At 57.2% G+C, this 21,177-nt stretch carries 19 protein-coding genes; 6 read left to right on the top strand and 13 right to left on the bottom strand.

Annotation, left to right across the window (positions count from 1 at the left end; all coding sequences use genetic code 11):
* Window positions 1–133: 133 nt before the first annotated feature.
* From R3F50_21170 to R3F50_21135, 8 genes are all read right to left on the bottom strand, one after another.
* Complete coding sequence (locus tag R3F50_21170; GenBank protein ID MEZ5492800.1) at window positions 134–838, bottom strand: hypothetical protein; 705 nt, start codon at window positions 836–838, stop codon at window positions 134–136.
* A gap of 306 nt (window positions 839–1,144) precedes the next feature.
* Window positions 1,145–1,660 (bottom strand): hypothetical protein, encoded by a 516-nt coding sequence (locus R3F50_21165; protein ID MEZ5492799.1) that lies wholly within the window; start codon window positions 1,658–1,660, stop codon window positions 1,145–1,147.
* 97 nt (window positions 1,661–1,757) lie between these two features.
* Window positions 1,758–3,350, bottom strand: a complete 1,593-nt coding sequence (locus R3F50_21160) for a D-aminoacylase (GenBank protein MEZ5492798.1) — start codon at window positions 3,348–3,350, stop codon at window positions 1,758–1,760.
* 449 nt (window positions 3,351–3,799) lie between these two features.
* The gene (locus R3F50_21155; protein MEZ5492797.1) at window positions 3,800–4,327 is read right to left on the bottom strand and encodes a gamma carbonic anhydrase family protein; all 528 of its coding nucleotides are present in this window, start codon (window positions 4,325–4,327) and stop codon (window positions 3,800–3,802) included.
* Window positions 4,328–4,352: 25 nt separating this feature from the next.
* Window positions 4,353–6,107, bottom strand: a complete 1,755-nt coding sequence (locus R3F50_21150) for a PQQ-binding-like beta-propeller repeat protein (protein ID MEZ5492796.1) — start codon at window positions 6,105–6,107, stop codon at window positions 4,353–4,355.
* Between the two features lie 74 nt (window positions 6,108–6,181).
* Window positions 6,182–7,900, bottom strand: a complete 1,719-nt coding sequence (locus R3F50_21145; protein MEZ5492795.1) for a methanol/ethanol family PQQ-dependent dehydrogenase — start codon at window positions 7,898–7,900, stop codon at window positions 6,182–6,184.
* A gap of 116 nt (window positions 7,901–8,016) precedes the next feature.
* Entirely contained in the window at window positions 8,017–9,456 is a 1,440-nt protein-coding gene (locus R3F50_21140) for an aminopeptidase 1 (protein ID MEZ5492794.1), read from the bottom strand.
* An 80-nt stretch (window positions 9,457–9,536) separates the two neighbouring features.
* Window positions 9,537–10,079 (bottom strand): hypothetical protein, encoded by a 543-nt coding sequence (locus R3F50_21135; protein MEZ5492793.1) that lies wholly within the window; start codon window positions 10,077–10,079, stop codon window positions 9,537–9,539.
* Between the two features lie 311 nt (window positions 10,080–10,390).
* Here R3F50_21135 and R3F50_21130 point away from each other — a divergent pair, with 311 nt between their 5' ends.
* The 3 genes from R3F50_21130 (at window position 10,391) to R3F50_21120 (ending at window position 12,229) form a co-directional block, all read left to right on the top strand.
* Window positions 10,391–10,909 carry a hypothetical protein gene (locus R3F50_21130; protein MEZ5492792.1) on the top strand — a complete coding sequence of 173 codons (519 nt, stop codon included), beginning with the start codon at window positions 10,391–10,393 and terminating at the stop codon, window positions 10,907–10,909.
* A 19-nt stretch (window positions 10,910–10,928) separates the two neighbouring features.
* Window positions 10,929–11,057, top strand: a complete 129-nt coding sequence (locus R3F50_21125; protein ID MEZ5492791.1) for a hypothetical protein — start codon at window positions 10,929–10,931, stop codon at window positions 11,055–11,057.
* 179 nt (window positions 11,058–11,236) lie between these two features.
* Window positions 11,237–12,229 carry a hypothetical protein gene (locus R3F50_21120; GenBank protein MEZ5492790.1) on the top strand — a complete coding sequence of 331 codons (993 nt, stop codon included), beginning with the start codon at window positions 11,237–11,239 and terminating at the stop codon, window positions 12,227–12,229.
* 48 nt (window positions 12,230–12,277) lie between these two features.
* Here the strand turns inward: R3F50_21120 and R3F50_21115 are convergent, their stop codons facing one another.
* From R3F50_21115 to R3F50_21105, 3 genes are all read right to left on the bottom strand, one after another.
* Window positions 12,278–13,189: a DUF5715 family protein gene (locus tag R3F50_21115; GenBank protein ID MEZ5492789.1), complete on the bottom strand. Its 912-nt coding sequence runs from the start codon at window positions 13,187–13,189 to the stop codon at window positions 12,278–12,280.
* A 299-nt stretch (window positions 13,190–13,488) separates the two neighbouring features.
* Window positions 13,489–14,364, bottom strand: coding sequence for a ribose-phosphate diphosphokinase (locus R3F50_21110; protein MEZ5492788.1), 876 nt, complete (start codon window positions 14,362–14,364; stop codon window positions 13,489–13,491).
* Window positions 14,364–15,935, bottom strand: a complete 1,572-nt coding sequence (locus tag R3F50_21105; protein MEZ5492787.1) for a thymidine phosphorylase family protein — start codon at window positions 15,933–15,935, stop codon at window positions 14,364–14,366. Before R3F50_21105 ends, R3F50_21110 begins: the two co-directional genes overlap by 1 nt.
* Before the next feature lie 211 nt (window positions 15,936–16,146).
* Here R3F50_21105 and R3F50_21100 point away from each other — a divergent pair, with 211 nt between their 5' ends.
* Window positions 16,147–16,596, top strand: coding sequence for a RidA family protein (locus R3F50_21100; protein MEZ5492786.1), 450 nt, complete (start codon window positions 16,147–16,149; stop codon window positions 16,594–16,596).
* A gap of 173 nt (window positions 16,597–16,769) precedes the next feature.
* Here R3F50_21100 and R3F50_21095 read toward each other — a convergent pair whose 3' ends face one another.
* Together R3F50_21095 and R3F50_21090 are read right to left on the bottom strand one after the other, a co-directional pair.
* A complete protein-coding gene (locus R3F50_21095) occupies window positions 16,770–17,921 on the bottom strand; it encodes a histidinol-phosphate transaminase (protein ID MEZ5492785.1) in 1,152 nt (383 codons plus the stop codon).
* A gap of 90 nt (window positions 17,922–18,011) precedes the next feature.
* The gene (locus R3F50_21090) at window positions 18,012–19,367 is read right to left on the bottom strand and encodes an aminotransferase class I/II-fold pyridoxal phosphate-dependent enzyme (protein MEZ5492784.1); all 1,356 of its coding nucleotides are present in this window, start codon (window positions 19,365–19,367) and stop codon (window positions 18,012–18,014) included.
* 400 nt (window positions 19,368–19,767) lie between these two features.
* Between R3F50_21090 and R3F50_21085 the strand changes: the two genes are divergently transcribed.
* Entirely contained in the window at window positions 19,768–19,974 is a 207-nt protein-coding gene (locus tag R3F50_21085; protein ID MEZ5492783.1) for a hypothetical protein, read from the top strand.
* Window positions 19,975–20,122: 148 nt separating this feature from the next.
* Complete coding sequence (locus tag R3F50_21080) at window positions 20,123–20,974, top strand: hypothetical protein (GenBank protein ID MEZ5492782.1); 852 nt, start codon at window positions 20,123–20,125, stop codon at window positions 20,972–20,974.
* The last annotated feature ends 203 nt before the right edge of the window (window positions 20,975–21,177 follow it).

The following is a 21,177-nucleotide window of genomic DNA, read 5'->3' as shown; positions in this document are numbered from 1 at the left end:
CCTCGGAAGGGTGCTTTGGGGGAAGGATGCTTTTAAGGAGTCTCTGATTAAGGGTGAGGAGACCCCTGATCAGACATTCCATCCACAGAGATGCCTGATCAGGGGGCGGAAGCCTTGGTTTGCTTGCCCTCCCTCAGCCCGCAGCGAACAGCAGGCTGTAACCGTATTCCTGGGCGCGGGTCGCAGCCAGCACGCCGGCCGGCACAAAACGGCTGTTGGGAATATTGTTGCTGATAAGCTCCTGGTGTATCTCTTCGAACGAGCTGCTACTGGAGCGGGCCAGCATGCCGGCTACAGCCTGGGTCGCCCGGCTGCAGATTGCAAACTGTACACCTTTGCCGGCCAACGTTGCCAACGTAGTCCCACGGTTGCCATAAGCGGCCTGCTCAATGTTCATCGGATTTACTGCCAGGGGCTGATCGCTGCCTGGCGCAGTGAGACCGACGAAACGGCTTAAGCCCTCACCGTATTTCGCCCAGATGGCGTCATTGTAACCAAGCGGGGTAGACATGTGCCTGAAGCAGACAATCATGGCGTAGTCAGCATCACTGCCACCATACACTTCGCTATGCCCTGTCAGGATATTATTGGCGTAGTTCAGCGCATCGGCGCCGCCGGCACCGCGGGAGGAGTCAATAAATGCCCGGTGGGTGCCAGGCAGCTCATCCATCCAGGCATCCTGCTCGTGGCGTGCCGGGGTAAAACCGGCGCTACCGTGATGTTGTGCGTGATTATCAGCCGCCCGGGCCGTTGCAGCCAGGGTGGCGCCAGTAGCAACCACACCTACGCCGGTCAGGAAACGGCGTCGCCGGTTCAGCAGTTTGGAATCCTCTCTCATAGTCTTGCCTCGTCTGGCTTTTCTGGTTCAAAAAATGGTTTTTTCAGCTACACGGCTGATTTTACAGTAAAAAATCTGGCAACTCAGCCGCCTCTTCTAGCATTCAACTACAGAAGAGGCCTGTTGTCGAGTGCTGGGAGCTGGAAAGCTGACCCAGCGCAAACCGCTACCTGACGCAAGTTGGCTTTCCCCGTGTCCTGAAGAGTGAGACCCCTCGAAGTCGTCATGGATACAAAGGCCCGGAGCCAATACCGGGCAGTCACTGGCCCGGCAGAGATTGTCTGTCTCAGAGGCCGAGAGTCAGATTCAGTCCGTCAGCGGTATCCTGTTGTCGGGATCAGGTCTGAAGATCAGGTAGGAAATGTCGGTTTCGAGTTCACTGAACCAGTGCGGTGTATGCCCCGGAATAATTATGACATCACCGGGGACTACCCGGCGACTGACGCCGTTTTCGATGGCTGTCCCGCGCACCCAGGTTTCGTTTTCCTGACGTGCCTCGGTCATGGTGCCACCTGTCACCAGAGTCGCATAGCCGCTCAGCATGTAGTAAATCTCGGTCGTGTTCACCTGGTGTAGATTCGAGCCCCCGGGAAGCTCCCTGGGTCGGAATACTCCGTAAACGCCGACCCGGTAGTCTCCGGTTACTTCGACATTCCTTATCGGTCGATCACTTACCCGGTCCTTGGGAAGCGCATCAATAAATTTGGCAATTTCTTCTGCTGTAACATCGGTTGCCACAGGGGGGATTGCGGGTGCAGGCGATTGTGCTCCTGTGCCGGGGGCCAGCACGATAAACAAAAGTGAGAGCGCGATTTTTTTCATGATTATAGCTCCTGGTAAAGGCCTGGCAGTGGCCTGCTGTCTGTTGCCTGTGGATCTCCGTGGGACGGCACTGACCCCCACGCTGGTCTGAGAGCCTCTAATTGCCTGTGTATCCTGGCCCATGCAGTATCTTTCCCGGTCGTCGGCCGGTATGCCTGCCATCGGCGACCACCAGCTCGCCGTTCACCAGCACAAACTTCATGCCTACCGCGTACTGATGGGGGTCCTCGAAGGTGGCCCGGTCGGCTACTTCGTCGGCATCGAAGATGGCTATATCTGCATAAAAGCCCTCTGCCAGCAGCCCGCGGTCACGGATGCTGAGCCGTTGGGCAGTCATGCTGGTCATTTTACGGATCGCTTCTTCCAGGGAAATCACCCCACGCTCCCTGACGTAATACCCGAGTACCCGGGCGAATGTGCCGTATTGACGCGGGTGTGGCGCGCCGACGCCAAAAACCCCCAGCGGGCCATCGGAGCCGATTGCGACAGCGGGGTGTTGCATGATCCGATCGACGTCCTCCGGGCCTATGGCGTGATAGACGGCGCTCGCACCGCCGCCCTTGACGATTTCGAACACAATTTCCGCGGCGTTTTCCGGTGTGGGCTCCAGGCCTTTTTCGATTGCCAGATCAGCCAGGTTTTTGCCCTCCATGGAACGGTCCCAGGTGTTGCGGGAGATAAACACGTTGCGGGGGTGGCCGCCCCCACGGTCGTAAAGAATCTTATCGACGATGGCGTCCTTGACGGTCTGGCGGGTCTCCTGGCTGTCGATCCGGGCCAGCATCCTGTCGTTGCCGCCTTCCTGCGCCCATTGAGGAATCAGCGCCGTGATGCCGGTCTGGGAGGCCGTGTACGGGTATTGGTCAACGGTGACATCGATGCCCCGCGCCCGCGCCTCATCGACCAGTCTGAGAGAATCTGCGGACTTTCCCCAGTTCTCCACACCGATGACTTTATGATGGGTTATCTGCACCGGGATAGCGGCTTCCTCGCCGATGCGGATCGTTTCCTCGACGGAGTCGAGCAGCTGGTAGGCTTCCTCGCGCATATGGGAAATGTAGATGCCACCGTACTCTGCGGCGACCCGGGACAATTCAATAATCTCCTCGGTAGGAGTGAAACTGCCCGGTACATAAAACAGACCGGTGGAAATCCCCAGCGCTCCCTGTTCCATCGCTTCGGCCACCATGTCTTTCATGCGCTGCAACTCCGGGGCCGTTGCGTCGCGGTCTTCGGGCCCGATTACCAGGTTTCTGACCGTTCCCTGGCCCACAAAGACGGCCCAGTTCGGGCTGATTCCCAGTTCCTCGATCTGTCGATAGTGCTCGCCGACAGGGAAGGGCGAGCTGCCGTCATTGCCTTCGGTCAGGGTGGTGACGCCCTGCAGCAGTGAGCTTTCCGCCGTGGGTACATCGAAGATGCCGCGCAGGGCGTGGGTATGAGGGTCGATGAAACCAGGGGCTACCGTAAGTCCGCTGGCATTGATTACTGTGTCGGCGCCGGCGTCCGACAAGTCTCCGATTTTTTCGATACGATCGGCGCGGATCCCGATATCAGCCTTGAACCAGGGATTCCCGGCACCGTCTATCAATCTGCCATCCCGAATGATGATGTCATAGCGGTCCTGCGCCACCGCGTTACAGGCAATCAGACTGAGCAGCAGCCAGAATCCAGCACGAAAAATCTGCATGGTTGTGTGACCTTTGAGGAGAGTGGAAAAAATGGCATCCTCGTGAGCATAGAAGGATTCTTAAATATTGTCTATTTCAACCGGTCAATGGGGCTGCTGGAGAGACCAGTAAAGGTAACAGGGCAAACGCCAGGCGCGATTGCAGGGTGGGCAGGCAGGCTGCTGGCCTGGTCGCACAGGACAGGCACTGTGTTCGCGCCAGAAGCTGTGATTCATGCCAGCGGAAAATTCTGATCTTCAGGCCCGGTACCTGCCTGCTGCGGAAGGGATCCCCGGTCGCCTGCAACGATGCATTGGGGCAAGTGATGAACAAAAGTCAAAAGGCAGGATCCTCTCTTGCGCTTGCGCGTAGATGCAGGAAAGCCTGTCTCCGTGGTTACAGTCAGCATCTCAGAGCTGACTTGATTAACAGGAAGAGTATCTCTGCTTTTTCTTGAATCGGGCGCTGGTCAACGCGGGTCCGGTTGCAGTGATTTTTTGAAGCGTTTGAAGTTTTTCACGTAACTGTCAGCGCTGTCAGCAAGCCTTGCCTGCTGCTCTGGCGACAGAGCTTTTACCACCCTGGCGGGGGCACCCATTACCAGGGAGCCATCGGGGATCTCTTTGTTCTCGGTAACCAGGCTGTTAGCACCTATCAGGCAGTTTTTACCGATTCTGGCACCGTTGAGAATGATTGACCCAATACCGATCAATGAGTTGTCGCCTATCGTACAACCGTGCAGCACCACCTGGTGACCGACTGTGACATTGCGGCCTATGGTTAAGGGGATGCCGGGGTCGGTATGCAGCACTGCACCGTCCTGAATGTTTGAATTTTCGCCGACCGTAATGAGTTCGTTATCGCCGCGAATCACGGCGTTGAACCAGACGCTGGTATTATTTTCCAGTCTTACCAGGCCTACGACCGTCGCGTTGTCGGCGACAAAATAATCCGCGCCGACGATTTCAACCCGTTTGTCTCCCAACCGGTAAATCATTATGCCTTCTGCCCCTCAGACTCTGTCACGGTAAACGGAACACGAACAGGGTGTTGCCCCCGCTACGCTGCCGCAGTTCGGGAGTCAGATTGCGGTAGGTGACGCCGCCACCGGCCGCGATGGCGATATATTGCACGCCGTCGACACTGTAGGAAACCGGGAATCCTCCTGCCGTCGAATTCAGCAATTGCTCCCAGAGGATCTCGCCCGTGTCGGCATCGAATGCGCGAAAGCGCCGCGCGTCATCGGTAACAAAAACCAGGCCGCCACCGGTGGTCAACACCGAGCCGCCAATACCGGCTCGCTGCCGGTGAATCCACTTGGCCTCGCCAGTGGCTACATCGACGGCAGAGAGCAGGCCGACCTGGTCTTCAAGGCCGGGTGTTGCGACCACCAGGCTGGTGGCAGAGCGATGGTGCAGGCCAACGGTCGGCTCCACCGGATTCAGGTATTGTTCCATACAGGCGTTGTTGGTGGGCGTATAGACAGCATTGGTCTGAGGGCTGTAGGCGATCGAATTCCAGTTGATACCGCCGCGGGTGGTGGGGCAGATGGTTTTCCGCTGCCGGATCTCGGTGTAGTAAAGATCCGCATTGGTAATGCCTTTGTGTCCCTCGATGTCGACTCCGACTATGACGTTCTGGTAATTGGTTTCCCTGGCCCAGAGAAATTCGCCGGTAGCGGCGTCCAGGGTCCAGATGATTCCGGTTTTGCCGGGCACGCCGGTGATGACCTTGCGACGGGCGCTGGATTCGATATTCGGGTTGATCCAGGATACAGCCTCTGCGTTGGGCGTTACTTCGGACTCGACTACGAGGCGTCCAAACGGGTGATCGAGGTCCCAGTTGCCGCCGGGAATGTGCTGAAAATACCAGGCAATTTCACCGGTATCGGCACGCAGGGCCAGGGTGGAGTTGGTGTAAAGAACATCCCCGCCGTCGGTCTGGCGCTGGATATCTCCCCAGGGAATCGGTACACCAACTCCGATGTAAATCAGATCCAGCTCCGGATCATAGCTGGGGGGCATCCAGGCAGAGCCACCGCGGCGGCGCTCGTCGGGCACATCGCCCCAGGTTTCCCCGTTCGGTTCTCCCACGCGGGGAACAGTGTTGGTCCGCCACAGCTCCTCGCCGGTTTCAGGGTCATGGGCGGAGACCCAGCAGAAGGTATTGATGTAGTAGCAACCGGACATACCGGCGACCAGTTTGCCGTCCAGAATCTGTGGCCCACCGGAATAGTGCTGGCCCACGGTCCAATCGCCCATCTGCCTTTCCCAGATCACTTCGCCGCTGCGTACGTCCAATGCGATCAGGTAGGCATCACGGGTCGCCAGGTACAGCCTGTCGCCATACAGGGTCCCATTGCGGTTAGCGCATGCCAAAGGTGCCACGTGATCCACTTCCGGGCGTCGGTACTCCCATAGCAATGTGCCGTTGGTGGCGTCCACGGCTTCAATAAAGTCACAGGCCTGGGGCAGAAACATTACGCCGTCGTGCACCAGCGGCGTGGTTTCCTGCAGGCCGGGTGCCATGGTCCAGGCCCAGGCCAGGCGCAGGCTGTCGACATTGTCCTTGTTGATCTGGTCAAGGGGGCTGTACCCCCAGTGATTCTGTGTGCCACGCCACATCAGCCAGTCGCTGGCGGGAGGGCTTTCCAGTTCAGCGTAGGTGACCGGCGTATACTCCTCCAGCAAGGACTGGGCGGTCGCTCCCAGTGTGACCATGGCCAGAGATGACTGGACCAGGGCGAGAGCAAAACAGCGGGTGAGGGGATTATTCATATTATTTTTTCCCTGTTTGTCAGGACCGCAAGAATAAAAGGTCTTGCGGTCGGAGCGCAACTGGATGGAGCCCATCAAGGCAAAGCAAATACCCAGATGACGCCACCTTGAGGCACAAATGTACGGGTACCGCGAATCTGGTCGACGCGACCGGTCATGCCGGCGGCATCAACTCCCCAGCCGGACTGCACGGCTACGTACTGTTTACCGCCCACTGAGAAGGTTGAGGGTACGCCGATGATTCCCGAGTTGGTGCGGAAACTCCACAGTTCCTCCCCGGTGCTGGCGTCGTGGGCGCGGAAGTAACGGTCCGTAGTACCGCCGCTGAAGATCAGGTTGCCGCCCGTTGTAAGTATGCCGCCCCAGTTATGGGATTCAAACTCACGGGTCCAGACTTCCTCTCCGGTGTTCATGTTCCAGGCCTGGATTTCACCGATGTGGTCGGCTCCTTCGCGCAGGGTGAACTCCGTGCGGGCGCCGGTATAGGAACTGCCCGGCATGTAGGTCACTTCACGACCCTGAATCGCACCGCAGTGATTGTCGTTGGCCGGGATATATACCAGCCCGGTTTCAGGGTTGTAGGCGGCCGGAGGCCAGTCTTTTCCACCCCATAAGGATGGACAGAATGACGTGGTGCTGCCATCAGAGGTTGGCTTGTGTTCCGGGTCGTAGGTCGGTCGGCCGGTTTCCGGATCGATGCTGAGGAACGCATCCTGGTAGACATAAGGCACCGCGTCGATAAAACCGATCCGATCGGCCTGCCGTTCCAGTAACCACAGGTAGCCGTTCCTTCCCGGGTGCACCAGGGCGTTGATTTCCCGACCGCTTCTTTCCACCGGCATCAGGATAGGCGTGGACACCTCGTCCCAGTCCCAGGAGCCGTTCCAGTGGTATTGGTGATGGGCACGAATGGCACCACTGTCCACATCCAGGGCCAGCACGGAATTGGTATACAGGTTGTCGCCGGGCCGCTGGTCGCCGATCCACGGGCCAGGGTTTCCGGTGCCAAAATACGCCAGGCCCAATTCCGGGTCATAGTGCCCGGGAACCCACACGGCGGCTCCGCCGGTACGCCAGGATTCGCCTGGCCAGGTTTCATTGCCGGGTTCCCCGGGGGAGGGTACCGTGTAAGTCCTCCAGAGTTCTTCACCGGACTCGGCATCCAGGGCGACCACAAAACCGCGGATGCCCAGCTCGCCGCCCGAGGCGCCCACCATGATTTTGCCATCGATAGCCAGCGGGGCCATGGTGATGTAATAACCGAAGCTGTTGTCCTGCACCGGAGTATCCCAGACTTTCTGACCGGTTCGGGCATCCAGCGCAATGACGCGGGCATCCAGAGTCGCCGTATAGACCTTATCACCATAAAGTGCCACGCCGCGGTTGGTTCTGTGGAAGGCGATGAGGCTCTGGGGCAGATCGTGCTGATACCGCCACAAGAGATCGCCACTCGCCGCATCAAGCGCGTAAACCAGGTTCTGGGGGGTGGTGACAAACATAACCCCGTCATTCACTATCGGTGGCGCCTCGTGGCCGCCCAGAACACCGGTTGAGAAGGTCCAGACGGGCAGCAGTTCGCGCACATTGTCCGCGTCTATCTGGTCCAGAGGACTGTACCCCCAGCCATCCAGAGTGCCCCGGTAAGACAGCCAGTTGTGGTCTTCCGGGTTCACCAGCCGGGCGTCGGTCACCGGGCTGTAGTCCGCCAGTGGCGCTTGCGCCGAGGTGGTGATTGTGTTCAGGCAGATCGCCAGCACAGAGGCCAGGGCTAGGGGGTAACGGGCTACGGACATCATCGATCCTCGTTAAATTATTGTTTTCAGGATGTGCGATTAAGGCGCTGGCTGAAACGTTATTCCCTGCGTCGGGATTTGTCCAGTTCAGCGGGCCTTTGGATCAGCCTGCCGGGTTACTCGGTAAATTGATAGAATGCCGCCGCCGCCCGGTACAGGTTATACACATCGATTTTGGAGCTGACCGCGAAGGGCGTATGGATAGAGAGCAACGGTACGCCAAAGTCGATCACCTCATTGTTCTGGGAGGAGAAAATGCCGCCGATAGTCCCCCCGCCGGCGCTGCCCACTTTATAGGTGGAGGTCTGCCAGGGCACCTGGTTGGCATCCAGCAAAGCGCGGGTCCAGGCGATAAACTCAGAGTTGGCGTTATTGCCCTGGCCGTACAACTTCAGATTGACGCCGTAACCCAGTTTGGGGGCATTGCCGATTTCCCAGGCACCCGGGTTCATGGGGTTAATGCCTGGATTAACATCGATGGAAACAAACCGGGTATTGCGCATGGCGGTGCGCAGATGGGGTTCGCGGTAACTGTCGCCGAGCTCCGCCAGCAGCAGCCGGGACAGCAGGTCGGTGTAGTAGTCCGACCCGGCACCGGTGTTGTTGCGATTGCCCACTTCTTCGTTGTCCACCAGGTAAGCAACCGCCGTGTATTCAGGGATTTCAACCTCTGCCAGGGCGCGCATGCTGGTGTAAGCGGCAAGTCGGTCGTCCTGGCCATAGGCCGCGATCAGGCCACGATCGAACCCCATATCTCTCGGTGCGCCGGCAGGCACCAGCGACAGCTCCGCAGACACCAGGTCGGCAGCAGTAATGCCATAGGTTTCTCCCAGGTACGTAAGGATCTGCTGACGTACCTCTTCGCCGGCCATACCGGGAATATGGCCGATGACCGGATCCAGGTCTTCAGGGCCGAGAAACTCATCGAGGCGCTGGCTGCCGCGGCCCCGATCGACGTGCGGCGACAGCTCCGGGATCATGAATACCGGATCATCGGGATCAAGACCGATTGAGATGTTGACCACAGTGCCGTCCTTTTTGTCGATTCGACCCAGCAGCGCCAGGGGCAGGTTGGTCCACTGGTGGAATTTTATACCGCCGTGGTAGTTGGTCTGGAACAGGGCGAATTCACTGTTCTGATAGAGCGGGCGGCCTTTCAGTTCCAGCCGTGGTGAGTCGATGTGGGAACCGATGATGTGAAAGCCTTCCGTCATGGAGCGGCGGCCAATGATCATCAGGCTGATGGTCCGGTCCCGGTTGACCTCGTAGTAGCGAGCCCCGGGAGTGGCGAAAGACCGGTCATTCCACTGGCTAAAGCCATTGGCCTCGGCAAACGCCACCGCTTCGGTCACGAAGCTCAGCTCCGTTCGCGCCCGATGGATAAAATCCTTGTAGTTGTCAGCGAAGTCGAAAATGGCTTGACGCTGGGCTTCGGTAGTACCCAGCCAGGATGATTTACAGTCCAGGGAGTCCTGGCAATCTGTCGCATTTTGCGCGGCGACAGTGAATGGTAAGCAGGCAAGTATCAGTAGTAGTGTAGCGAAAGACTTGTTCATGACGGTTCTCTTGACGGGTAGGTAAAACAAATTCCTCAGACAATAATCAATCCGGCAGTCCGGTGTGTCGATGGAGCGGGCTAGCGGTCAATAACCTCGAATAACCAGACTGACCCGCTGGTCACAGCCTGTCCTGCCGCCGGGTTGAGCTGATCCGGGCCGCCGGCGTATTTGCGGATTACTTCTGACATTACCCGGGCCGCGATCGGGCCCTCAGTTATGCGGTTCAGCCGCTGGGGGTAAATCCTGTCATCGACCCGGATAAGAATCCGATTGTCCTCGGCCAGGTAAGTGGGCCACTGCTTCCAGAGCTGGCCGAGGGTGGAGGTCATGTAGCCACTGACAATATAAAGCCTGCCATCCACTACCGGTACCCAGACTGTGCGCGAGGTGGCCGGGTTCAGGGTCTGAATTTCTATCTCTTCCCTGTCGCGGATGAAATCCCAGTTATCCGGCGAAGGAGAAAGCTCCCCGCTGCGGAAAGGCCCGCCTATACTGATGGTAAACCAGGGCCAGAATTCGACCGGACCATCATGCAGGCGCATGGCGCCGTAAGAGACACCGAGCAGCAATACAAGGGCCGCGATGCCTGTCAGGACCCACTTGGCCAGAAGATTTATCATTATCAGCCCATCCGGAATGTATGCCGTTATAGCCAATCGCTGGCCGGGTATGCGCCATCGCCCCGGATTTACGGAGCTGCCTGGAGCAGTATACGCATTTGTTCTCAGCGAAACGAGTTCAGGCGCCGACAGAGCTTCCAGATGGGAAGCTTTTGCTGCCCTTAAGGGGTATTATCCAGAAAACTTCTGATTTCTCACTGCAGCACTCTGCGGTAAGTAATCAGAAGTTCACGGAACAAGTTCCATCAGACTACCGCAGAATTTTGCTGCAGTTAATCAGAGCTTTCTTAAGCCCGGCAGAGGGGTACACCATGGGAATGATCAAACAGGCACTTATAGTCATCCTTTGTCTGCTGCTGATCCCGATCACAGCAGTTGCCACGGCTGCCGCCAAGGCTAGATTTGCTGATGGTCCTAATCGGGTATTTTCCGGGGGCCCACTGATTGCGGGTGAGCTTCATGACGGAAGGGAACCCGACTGGCGTTTTGTTAACGCACTGCCGACCATTGAAATGCAATTGCTGGACCCGCCGCTGTCGCGCCGAATCTGGACCGTTGAGTATGCAGGCAGACTTTACGTCTGGTCCGGCTACATGGGCAGTACGGTGGGGTGCCTGTGGAAACGTTGGCCGGTGCAGGCGCAGCGGGATGGTCGAGCGGTGTTCCGCATAAATGGGGTACGTTATGAGCGGGAGCTGCGGCGAATCCAGTCTGGCGAGGCACTGGACGGTATCGCGGCAGCAATCACCAGTAAGTACCCCTCGCAGACAGATCGGGCGGCAATTGAAAACGGCGATGTGTGGTTGTTTGAAGCCGCGCCGAGAAACTGACCGGATCCGGAGTGTAATGATGAAGAGTTTCTATTGGGGTATTGCGGCGGCGCTGCTGCTTACCGTGCTGATTGTCGCTTTCGTACCCGGCGCCGCTGATACGGTAGAGCGAATCTTTCAACAGTACCTGGGCCGCGCTGCCAGGTAAGTGCAATCGTTGACAGGCTCCGGATGCGTTTGCCAGCCTCACAGCAGCAGGATTCCGGGCAGGTGGACTTGCCCCGCAATTACTTTTATTCTGTTGCCAATCAGGCAGTAAACCCGGAGGACGCTGACCATGAAAGCGAGTCTGCGGGTCCTGATAGTCATCCAACGGTGGGGCATTAAATGAAACATCGACCCTGTTTATCAGCCGGAGTTTTCGCGCTGGCAGCTACGGTTGCAAGCGCTGTCACCCAGGCTCAGCAAGCAGCCTATGAACCACCCCGGACCGAATGGGGACAGCCGGATCTGCAGGGAGTGTGGAACTTCGCCACCAACATTCCCCTGGAGCGTCCGGCCGCCCTTGGCGACAAAGCCTATTTCACCGATGAAGAGATAGCAGCGCTGGCCGCTCAAACGGAGGCTGGTCTGCAGGCGCTGAACAATGCCGGCGCCAATGGTTACAACACTTTCTGGCTGGAAATGGGCAGCGGTCAGGATAATCGCACCTCATTGATCATTTACCCGGAAAACGGCCGTCTGCCGGCTCCCAGGGAGGGGGTGTCACGTGTGAATGGCGGGCTTGGCAACGACGTGGACGGAGTTCGCCCGGTTCGATTTATTGTTGGCGGTATCGGCAAAGACGGGCCGGAAGACCGAGGCCTATCCGAGCGCTGCCTGATGGGATTCAATGCCGGCCCCCCGTTCACGCCGAATCTTTACAACAACAACATTCAGGTTTTCCAGAACCGGGACACGGCGGTCATCATGACCGAGATGGTGCACACCGCACGGGTCGTGCCTCTTGACGGTCGCGAGCATGTGGATGACAAGGTGCGACTCTGGTCCGGTGACTCCCGTGGCTACTGGGACGGTGATACCCTGGTGGTCGAAACCCGGAACTTCAACAGCCTGACCAAGAGCTTTGGTGCCTATGGGGATTCCAGTGATAAATTATTGATCGAGCGGTTCACGCGCACGGGCCCTTTCACTATGCAGTACGAATTCACTGTCGATGACCCTGCCACTTTTACCGATCGGTTTACCGCCATGATCACCATGTCCAGGGTGGATGGACAGATTTACGAGTACGCCTGCCACGAGGGCAATTACGCCATGCAGAATCTGCTGCGGGGAGCTCGAATGGAAGAGCAGGGACTGGTGGAGAGCGGCCAGTAAATAATTTACTGGTCCGCCACTGACTGACAGGGGGCGAGGCTCAACGACTTACTGAGAAATGGGGATGCGCAGCTCCTGCCCGACCTGAAGCGTATCGTCATCCAGCTTGTTCTCCATCATGATGGTGGCGACCGTGGTGCCGTACTGGTTGCCAATGCGCCACAGGGTGTCACCTTTCCTAACCTTGTGATTGACCAGACTGACACGGGCAAGCTCTCTGGTAGTCGATGTCGCGGTGCCTTCACTTCCCGTTGTGGGGATCTGCAATTCCTGACCCACGCGAATCATGTCCCCGTTCAGTGAGTTGGCCGCTCTGATTCTGGCGACACTGATACCAGTCAGCGCGGAAATCTCTGACAGGGTATCACCACGCCGAACAATGTACTGGCTGGTGCCGCCAATCATCGAAGCTACATAGCTTTCATAACTCTCGACAAACACCGCGACATGATAATGGGGTGGACGTCTTTCCCGGGTTACATCCAGCACACCCTTGGCTTCCAGGGATAAGAGTGTATTTTCCAGCCAGGAACGGCATTGACGGCCCCTGGGCACACGCAGATCCACGGCCATGCCAGCCGGATGGACGGAGCGGGTGGCAGCATTGGGAGGCTGTTGGTCTATAGGTCTCGACAGGCTGGTCACCGTCAGTTTTTCACCGCAGGCATTGCGGTATTGGGTACTGAGGCGATTGACGAAAAGTTTGACGCCAGCGCGAGCGTACGGAAACGAGACATCATGCAATGTCAGACTCTGGGTGGGCAGTACGCGGACCAGTTGCCCACCCTCTACCAGGCGAGACATGTGCTGGGCGGTCTGCACGAAGGTAAACCCGTAGGCCACCGCCAGATTGTTCTGCCTTTCAATTGAAGATGACGATCCCCGCAAAGTCTGTGCGTGGGCGCTAAGAGCCAGTGTCAGGCTCGATGCAGTTAAGAAGCCAAGAACAAGTTTGTTCAAAACGTGTTTCCTTTGAGTCCTGTATTCTGATCTGTCTTGTTTTTTTGATAATTCTTTTGCCTGCTTGCCCGTCACTGCGGCCCCGGCGCCAATCACGGTGTCTGGCGGGTCAAGCCACGCAGGCGCTGGATCAGCCCGCTACTGATAGCGGGGTTATCGTCACCCGAAACCTCGAGTTTGTCCAGTACCTGACTGAATTTAATAGTAAATGTGTCTGGATTTTTATTGCTTGTGTCATGCTTTTTGAGAAAAACTTTAATTTTGAGTGGGATTTTTCCTGCTTTTCTAACCAGATCACACTATTCTGCCGCCAGCTGCTGTGCCGCTTCCGCCAATAGCGGGGCCAGGGAGATACAGTTGCTGGCATGGCTGATACTGTCAGTGCTCCAGATCTCCGCGACACCAGCCTCACGCATGCGCTGCTGAGCACCCGGGGCAAACAGAGCGTGGGTTACCAGTACATTCACGCGCGTCGCGCCCTTTTGCAGGCACTGGGAGGCGGCGATGGCCACAGTCTCGCCACTGCTGACCACATCGTCCACCAGCACGATTTCGCGGCCGGTCATTGCCAGGTCGGGGAGCTCAACGGTCACCTGGCGGTCGCCGGAGCGTGTCTTGCTCCCCACCCCGAACTCCAGGCCACAGTCTCTGGCAATGGTTTCCACCCACTGCAGAGATTCGCTGTCCGGGCCAAGCAGTAACGGATTGTCGCGGGCCCGGAGAAAACGGCTCATCGCCGGCCCGGCCGATACGGCCAGGCTGTTCTGCAGTGGGATTGCCTCCTGCAGTGCGTGAATCCGGTGAAGGTGGGGGTCCACGGTAATAACATCGTCAAACAGCCCGGCAAGAAAACTGCCGACGATCTGTTGACTGATTGCCTCGCCAGGATAGAACGCAATGTCCTGGCGCATGTAGCACAGATAAGGTGCTATCAACGAAACGCGCCGGGCGCCCAGCTGTCGTGCCGCAGTGGCGGCCAGCAGCAGTTCGATCAGCTTGTCATTGGGACGATCGAGGCTGCGGCAGCAGGTCACGTGCTCCGGCAGCCCGGCAGGCAGTGTCACTTTGCTTTCGCCATCAGGGAAACGGTGCACAGAAACTTCTGCGTACTCTTCACCCAGAGCGGTGGCGAGATTTTTCGCCTGATTCCGGTAATCTTCAAACCCAAGCAGCATCAGAACTCCACAAAAGGTTTCGGTATGAATTCGTCCCGGCCTATCCGGTATCCGCTGTCCTCTTCACATAACTGTCGCGCGAATTTGAAATCGGCGGGAAACTGGGCGAATACCCGGTAAAGAGGGTCGCCTTTTTCAACCGGGTCGCCCAACTTTCTGCACAGATCAACACCGGCACCCTTATCCATTGGTGCACCTGCAAAGCGTGCAATATGCGCCATCTGCAGATTGTCGATTGCGGTCACAATTCCGCTCTCCGGGGCGCAGACTTCATGTACCAGCCTGCCCAGCTCCCAATCAGGATCGCGGGCGCCCTGCGCCTTGATCAGGGAGTTCATCTTGGTCAGTGCGCGGCCCGAATCCAGAATGTCCCGCGCAATTGAAAAACCCGAGCCACCCCGTACATCAGGGTCGAATTCCAGAATCCGGCCCGCCAGTTGCAGTGACTTCTGGCGCAGATCCTGCGGTGCTTGCGGGTTGTTCTCCAGCACCGACATGACATCACGGGCCTCCAGCTTGGGCCCGATACCATTCCCCACGGGCTGGCGTCCATCGGTAATAACCACCTCCAGGTGCAGGTTCAATTGGTCGCCAACGAACTCAAACAGTTTACGCAGCCGCTGGGCATCAGACATCCGTCGGATTTTGGCAGTGGGACCCACCGGGATATCTATAAGCAGGTGGGTTGAGCCCGCTGCCAGTTTCTTGGACAGAATCGAGGCCACCATCTGCCCCTGAGAATCGATTCCCAGCGGACGTTCTACTGAGATCATGATATCGTCGGCGGGCGACAGTCGGGCTGTACCGCCCCAGGCCATGCAGCCTCGTTCTTTCCTTACAATATCGTGCAGCCTGCCAATGCTCAGGTTGACTTCGGCCAACACTTCCATGGTATCGGCTGTACCTGCCGGCGAGGTGATGGCACGGCTGGAGGTTTTGGGAATCAACATACCATGGGCTGCCACGATGGGTACCACCAGCATGGAGGTGCGGTTGCCAGGAATGCCACCGATGCAATGCTTGTCGGCCACCAGGTCTTCACTCCAGTCAAGCTGTTCTCCGGAGCCCACCATGGCCTGCGTCAGGTACAGCACTTCATCCCGGTCCAGCTCGGTTTTACCCGTCGCCACCAGAAAGGAGGCAATTTCCATCTTGGAGTAGCGACTCTCGGTTATGTCCTGGATGATGTGGCTGAATTCTTCGGAGCTAAGACGCTCACCATCGATCTTGCGGCGTACTGAGTTCATGGAGACAGGCGGTCCTGCATGTTCCACCGACACCAGTTCGCCTTCCTTGAGGCCCAGATTGTCAAAGGCCTGCTCGGAGAGAGCCAGTTGATCGGTCAGAACAATGCGGTCATCGTCAACAACGTTCAGCACCGCCAGAATCCGCTGTCCGTCCCCACAGATTCTGACTTTACTCAGGGCCTGGAACCCCTCGGTCCGATAGACTTCGCAATCCCGATGCAGGTACACGACATTTTCGTGATAGGTGTCAATGCCCAAGCGCACCAGCTTCAAGGTGGGAGCTTGAGCTGAAGACAGGTTGGTGGATTTTCTGGAAGATTTCATGGCGCGCCAGCCCGTATTTTCTGTGGATGCTCGTTGGAATCCCTCAGCGCTGTTTCCGCCAATGGCGGGAACAGCAGGAGTTATTGTAACCAGAACAGGTATCGGCAGCTATGTGCAAGCCCGCAATTCATGGATTGCAGTCAAGTGGTTTTCAGCCTGGCCTGAAAGGCGCACAATGACATCTGTCCAAACAGATAAATGCGAGGGAAAAATGAACAGGATTAATAAACTGGTGCTGTCCGGCGTGGTAGCACTGCTGCTCCTGCCGGGGCTGGTCAGCGCGCAGCGTTCCTATATCGGCCCGTCAGACTCTTCCAGTGAAGACGGACCTCCGTTCAGCAGCGCCGTGCTGACTGGCGATACGCTGTATATTTCTGGAACGCTGGGTCTTGAAGGCCGCCAGGTGCCGGAAGACCCGGCCGAAGAGGCGCGTAACCTTCTCGATTCCATTCAGGACATTCTGCTGGAGGCTGGAATGACCATGGACGATTTGGTTTATGTGCAGATCTTCTGCTCCGATGTTGCCCACTACGATGTTTTCAATAGTGTGTATCGCCGCTATTTTTCACAGGAATTTCCGGCCCGGGCTTTCATTGGGGCCGGGACACTGCTGTTTAATGCCCGATTTGAAATGCAGGCTATTGCGGTAAAGCGCCAGTAGCACTGATTGATGCCGGACCGGGTCAGTCCATTGCCGGAGACATTCATTCCGGCAATGGAAAAAGGCCAGGGGGCCAACCCGGGGGGGCGGTCACGCTGGCCTTGTGCTGATCGCCGACGGGCTATTTGCTGAGCTCTGTTCAGCGCAGCTGATGCCCGGTGGCCTGACTCAGGTCAGGCCAGCACCTTGCGGAACACCTCCACGGCTTTCTGCATTTCTTCCATGCTGCCGAGTGATATACGGCAGTGGGTGTTCTGCAGCGGCGGGAAATCACGACCCACCAGAACCTTTTCCTGGAGGCAGGCCTCGCGGAACTGGCGGGCGGGCATGCCCAGGTTGACGAAGATGTGGTTGGTGTGGGAATCCGGCACCTGATAACCCATGTCCCGGAATGCTGCGATAGTAAAATCCCGCACCCGGGCGTTCTCCTCCGCTTCCCACTCGATATGCGCTTTGTCTTCAAGGGCAGTGAGCGCGGCAACTGCTGCCAGCATGTTCACGTCGCCCATTCCCCATGCCTGACGAATCGCAGTCAGGGTCGACTCCTGCCCGAGCGCGTAGCCGATTCGCATACCGGCCAGGCCGTGAGCCTTGGAAAAGGAGCGGGTAATGAATACGTTTTCAAACTCCATGGCCAGAGGCAATGCAGTTTTCATCGCGCCCGGCCGGGTATAGTTGATATAGGCTTCGTCGATATGAATCAGGGTGTCCGGGGACTCGCGCATGACCCGGCGGACGAACTGCTCTACAGCATCGGGGCCGTGGACGGTACCGGTAGGGTTATTAGGGTTGCAGAAATAAACCAGGCCCGCACCGCGCCCTGCCTCTGCGAGGGTATTCAGATCGATAGCCATCGAACTGTCCAGATCCAGATGGGTTATCGGTACGCCAATCTGTCTGGCGGTGGCCTCGCTGGTGGAGTAGGTGGGCATCGGTGTGACAAATTTTTTGCTGGAGGAGCAGAAAGCCCTGACCGCACCCTGCAGTAAAGGAGTGGATCCAGTAGCCAGCTGTACATTGCTGGTGTCCACATTGTAGTAAGCGGCAATGCCTTCCTGGAGTTCATTCACATGATCCGGCGAATAACCGCGGCCCATCCGTTTACTGGTGTGATTGTGAACGGCTTCGATGGTCTTAGGGCCAGGGCCCCGGGCGCTTTCATTCTGATTGAGCTGCATTATGCCGCCATCGTAGATGCCGGAATGGTGTGCTTGCCTGGTCTGGGCTTCAGCGGTCCTGCTCAGAATCGCCGTGCCTGACAGCAGCCCGGCGGCAGCGGTACCGAGACCTACTGTTTTAACAAATCCTCGTCGCGTTGTTTTCATTACTGACTCCTGGGGCGTCCGGCTGGACGCCGCTCTGTTTAACATGATTGTTGGTCAGAGACTTCGCTTACAAACTGCGAAGCTCGGCATCTAGACGCTCCGTAAAGCCTCGGCCATAGCCTGGAAGGCATCTTCTACAACGACCCGTGCCGAGGCTACGTTGATTCGCATGTGACCAGCGCCGCCCTCGCCATAGGTGGTTCCCGGATTCAGCAGTACGCCGGATCTTTCCACCAGCCAGTCCTGAAAATAGTGCTCTGGAGATCGAAGGCCCATTTCTTTCGCCATGTCACTGGCGTTGATGGCAGACATTGCGCGGCTGAAGTCAAGGAAGGTAAGGAACGTGCCCTCGGCCCGTTTGTATTCCACCATGGGCATATTGCGTTTCACGAAATGCTCCACCCAGGTGTGATTGGCATCAATGTAAGGCATGACCTGATCAAACCATTCGCCACCTTCACGGTAAGCCGCTTCGTTTGCTATCACGCCGAGTATATTGAGATCGGCACGGTGATTCTGGCGCACCCTGCCAAGCAGGGTAGGGTTGCGGCTGTAAAAATAGGCGTTTTTCATGCCCGCCAGGTTAAAGGTCTTGCTGACGGCATTAAAGGAGACGCTGTTGTTTACCACTTCGGCGTCGGGCAGGCTCGCGAAGGGCACATATTTATGCCCAGCCCGAACAAAGTCAGAGTGTATTTCATCGGACAGCACGACGATCTGATGATCCAGGCACAGGCGCCCGATGCGCAGCAGTTCCTCTTGCGTCCAGACGTTGCCGGTCGGGTTCTGTGGGTTGCAGACGATCATGGCATTGACGTCTGGCGTCATCTTCGACTCCAGGTCTTCCCAGTCGATCTCCCACCGGCCGTTGCTATAGACCATGGGGCTGTCGACAGTGTCTGCCCGGGTGTGCTGACACATTGAGTAAAAGCCGTTATATATCGGTGACAGCATTAAGGTCTTTGTTCCGGCAGGAACGAATGTACGCAGCCCGGCGATAACGCCCGGATAGACGCCATGAGAGATAACTATGGAATTCGGATCCAGGTCCATACCGTGGCGGGTGCCATTCCATTGAACGATCGCATCGCGCAGTGAATCGGTGCTGCTGATATAGCCCCAACTCTCGTGCTGCAGCCGCTCGGCCAGCGCTTCGGCGATACAGGGAGGCGCCTGAAAGTCCAGAGAGGCGATTCCCATTCCGTACTTGAATTTGTCGCCGTAGGTTCTTACCGGGGAATCCCAGCGGGCGCAGTTTGAGCCCCGCCGGTCGTAGGGTGTATCGAGGTCATACTTGCCATTATTGAGGCGGGTATTGGAAGAGGGCGTAGCCGCCTGCGTCGTATTTGGTGACAGTGTGCCCGCGGTTGCGGTTGCACCCGCCAGGGCAGTTAAGCCAGCGTTCTTCATGAAAGTGCGACGGTTGATTCCGGTGATTCGGGCCATTGAGAGCCTCCTCAGGTTTGTTGTTATTGCAGACAGTCCCCGTTCCCTAGCAGGATATACCCGAAAGTGCGACCAGGTAAAGCGCAGCGCGCCACGAGGCCTTGTGGCAGCAAGGACTGACTTCGAGAAACCAAAGCGGTTTTTTAGATTTGCAGCGGAAGGTGTTGAAAAAACGCTTCTTTTTCCAAAGCTGGAACCATTTCACAGGAATTTATCGCGGATTTGCCGATAATGGTGTTCGAGGAATCCCTGATTAATCAGAGGTTCTTTAAGTTGATACAGTGCAGTTGCCTGAATGACATACGCTGACGGGCCCGGGTGCTGACAGCCAGTGGAGTTCAATGCCAAGGACAACCCCGTGCATACTGCAGAGTCGTGGTAGAGAGTGAGAGGTAGAAAAATGGCTGATCGTAGCCAGGACATTCGAGAGCGACGCATTGGCGAGTGCCGTGTCGCGGAGCGCCGCAAGTCACAGCGCAGGAAGAGTGAAGCCAGTCTGGAGGAATTACTGGAGGCCGACCCCGGCTTCATCGATCGTCGCGAGGGGGAGCGCAGGATTGCCGAGCGCCGCCAGGGTGGCCGGCGTACGAGAGATCGTCGGCACTGAGCTGGCTGTCAAAGCAGGGTAAGCCCCAGGCCCCTCTTGTGCTGTCGCCGTATAATCTTTAGTATCCAAAATTCTTCGGGTGGTTTTACTTCCCGCCAGACTGGCTTGAATTGCGATAAAAATAAAAACAGCAATGAGTCCTCAAGAAATGCTAGATTTCGTTTCCCGCGACAGGAGCCACGGTTCCACGGAGCTGGCGTTGCTGGCGCTGGAAAAAATCGCCGCGCTGAGCACGGAACAAAGTAACGAATCTCCCACCAGGCTGCGCGCTGTTTTGTTGGCACTGATATCAGAGCTGCAGAGCAGCCGCCCCAGCATGGCTGCGCTGCAAAACATTCTGCAGCAGCTCTATGATCGCATCGCAGAAGTACCGGAAAACGAGCAGCAGCATTTCGGTAGTCTGGTGAGCGGCATCTGTGAGCAGGCAATTCGCCAGGTCCACGGCCAGCAGAAGGCCATAGTAACATCCATGCTGGAGCGGATTGCGCCAGATGATGTCATCATGACCCACAGTCTCAGTTCGACGGTGCGCCAGCTTTTTCAGCGGCTGGCTGAAACCGGTTGCCAGAACCGGGTAATAGTTACCGAATCCCGTCCTGGCAATGAGGGCACAGTACTGGCCGAGCTCGTGGCTGATCTGGGTATCTCCGTCACTTTTATCACGGATGCTGAGGTCGACCTGTTTGTACCCCGGGTCGACAAGGTGATCCTGGGGGCCGACACGGTGTTGGCAGACGGCTCGGTAATCAACAAGGTGGGTACAGTCTCGATGGCATTGTCCGCCAGTTATCACGGTGTGCCGGTGTATGTCTGTGCAGAATCTTTCAAACAGAAAGCTGACAACGAATTCAGGCTTGAAGAAATGGCGGCGGAAGAACTTGACTTTGTTCATCCCGGTGTTGAAGTTCGAAATATCTATTTTGAGCGATTACCCGCCGAGTTGATCACCTGCAGGGTTGATGAAAACACCGCTTTATCAACAACTGAAATGGTCGGCTGAGGCTGCTCGAAGCTGCTGCCATTCGTTCCACAATGTCTTGAACAGAGGTTCCTTCCACCACCCTGCTGTATAGAGTGCAGGTGGGGGAAATTGCATAGATAGGATCTGTGTCTGCCAGGTCAATACCGCGGCTGCCATCATAGTGCCGTCACAGTCCGGGCCGCGAGCCTGACACACTATTCGGGGTGGCGCTGGGTTATAGC

This window comes from Gammaproteobacteria bacterium (assembly GCA_041395725.1).
GTDB lineage: Bacteria > Pseudomonadota > Gammaproteobacteria > Pseudomonadales > Pseudohongiellaceae > NORP240.
The sequence above is the reverse complement of the archived record's forward strand: the minus strand, read 5'-3'. Positions and strand labels throughout refer to the sequence as shown.

Coding starts and splice junctions, on each gene's coding strand:
- R3F50_21130 (MEZ5492792.1), top strand. CDS start 10,391: ATGGGAATGATCAAACAGGCACTTATAGTCATCCTTTGTCTGCTGCTG.
- R3F50_21105 (MEZ5492787.1), bottom strand. CDS start 15,935: ATGAAATCTTCCAGAAAATCCACCAACCTGTCTTCAGCTCAAGCTCCC.
- R3F50_21150 (MEZ5492796.1), bottom strand. CDS start 6,107: ATGAATAATCCCCTCACCCGCTGTTTTGCTCTCGCCCTGGTCCAGTCA.
- R3F50_21085 (MEZ5492783.1), top strand. CDS start 19,768: ATGGCTGATCGTAGCCAGGACATTCGAGAGCGACGCATTGGCGAGTGC.
- R3F50_21145 (MEZ5492795.1), bottom strand. CDS start 7,900: ATGTCCGTAGCCCGTTACCCCCTAGCCCTGGCCTCTGTGCTGGCGATC.
- R3F50_21080 (MEZ5492782.1), top strand. CDS start 20,123: ATGCTAGATTTCGTTTCCCGCGACAGGAGCCACGGTTCCACGGAGCTG.
- R3F50_21120 (MEZ5492790.1), top strand. CDS start 11,237: ATGAAACATCGACCCTGTTTATCAGCCGGAGTTTTCGCGCTGGCAGCT.
- R3F50_21090 (MEZ5492784.1), bottom strand. CDS start 19,367: ATGGCCCGAATCACCGGAATCAACCGTCGCACTTTCATGAAGAACGCT.
- R3F50_21095 (MEZ5492785.1), bottom strand. CDS start 17,921: ATGAAAACAACGCGACGAGGATTTGTTAAAACAGTAGGTCTCGGTACC.
- R3F50_21160 (MEZ5492798.1), bottom strand. CDS start 3,350: ATGCAGATTTTTCGTGCTGGATTCTGGCTGCTGCTCAGTCTGATTGCC.
- R3F50_21140 (MEZ5492794.1), bottom strand. CDS start 9,456: ATGAACAAGTCTTTCGCTACACTACTACTGATACTTGCCTGCTTACCA.
- R3F50_21100 (MEZ5492786.1), top strand. CDS start 16,147: ATGAACAGGATTAATAAACTGGTGCTGTCCGGCGTGGTAGCACTGCTG.
- R3F50_21155 (MEZ5492797.1), bottom strand. CDS start 4,327: ATGATTTACCGGTTGGGAGACAAACGGGTTGAAATCGTCGGCGCGGAT.
- R3F50_21125 (MEZ5492791.1), top strand. CDS start 10,929: ATGAAGAGTTTCTATTGGGGTATTGCGGCGGCGCTGCTGCTTACCGTG.
- R3F50_21165 (MEZ5492799.1), bottom strand. CDS start 1,660: ATGAAAAAAATCGCGCTCTCACTTTTGTTTATCGTGCTGGCCCCCGGC.
- R3F50_21135 (MEZ5492793.1), bottom strand. CDS start 10,079: ATGATAAATCTTCTGGCCAAGTGGGTCCTGACAGGCATCGCGGCCCTT.
- R3F50_21110 (MEZ5492788.1), bottom strand. CDS start 14,364: ATGCTGCTTGGGTTTGAAGATTACCGGAATCAGGCGAAAAATCTCGCC.
- R3F50_21170 (MEZ5492800.1), bottom strand. CDS start 838: ATGAGAGAGGATTCCAAACTGCTGAACCGGCGACGCCGTTTCCTGACC.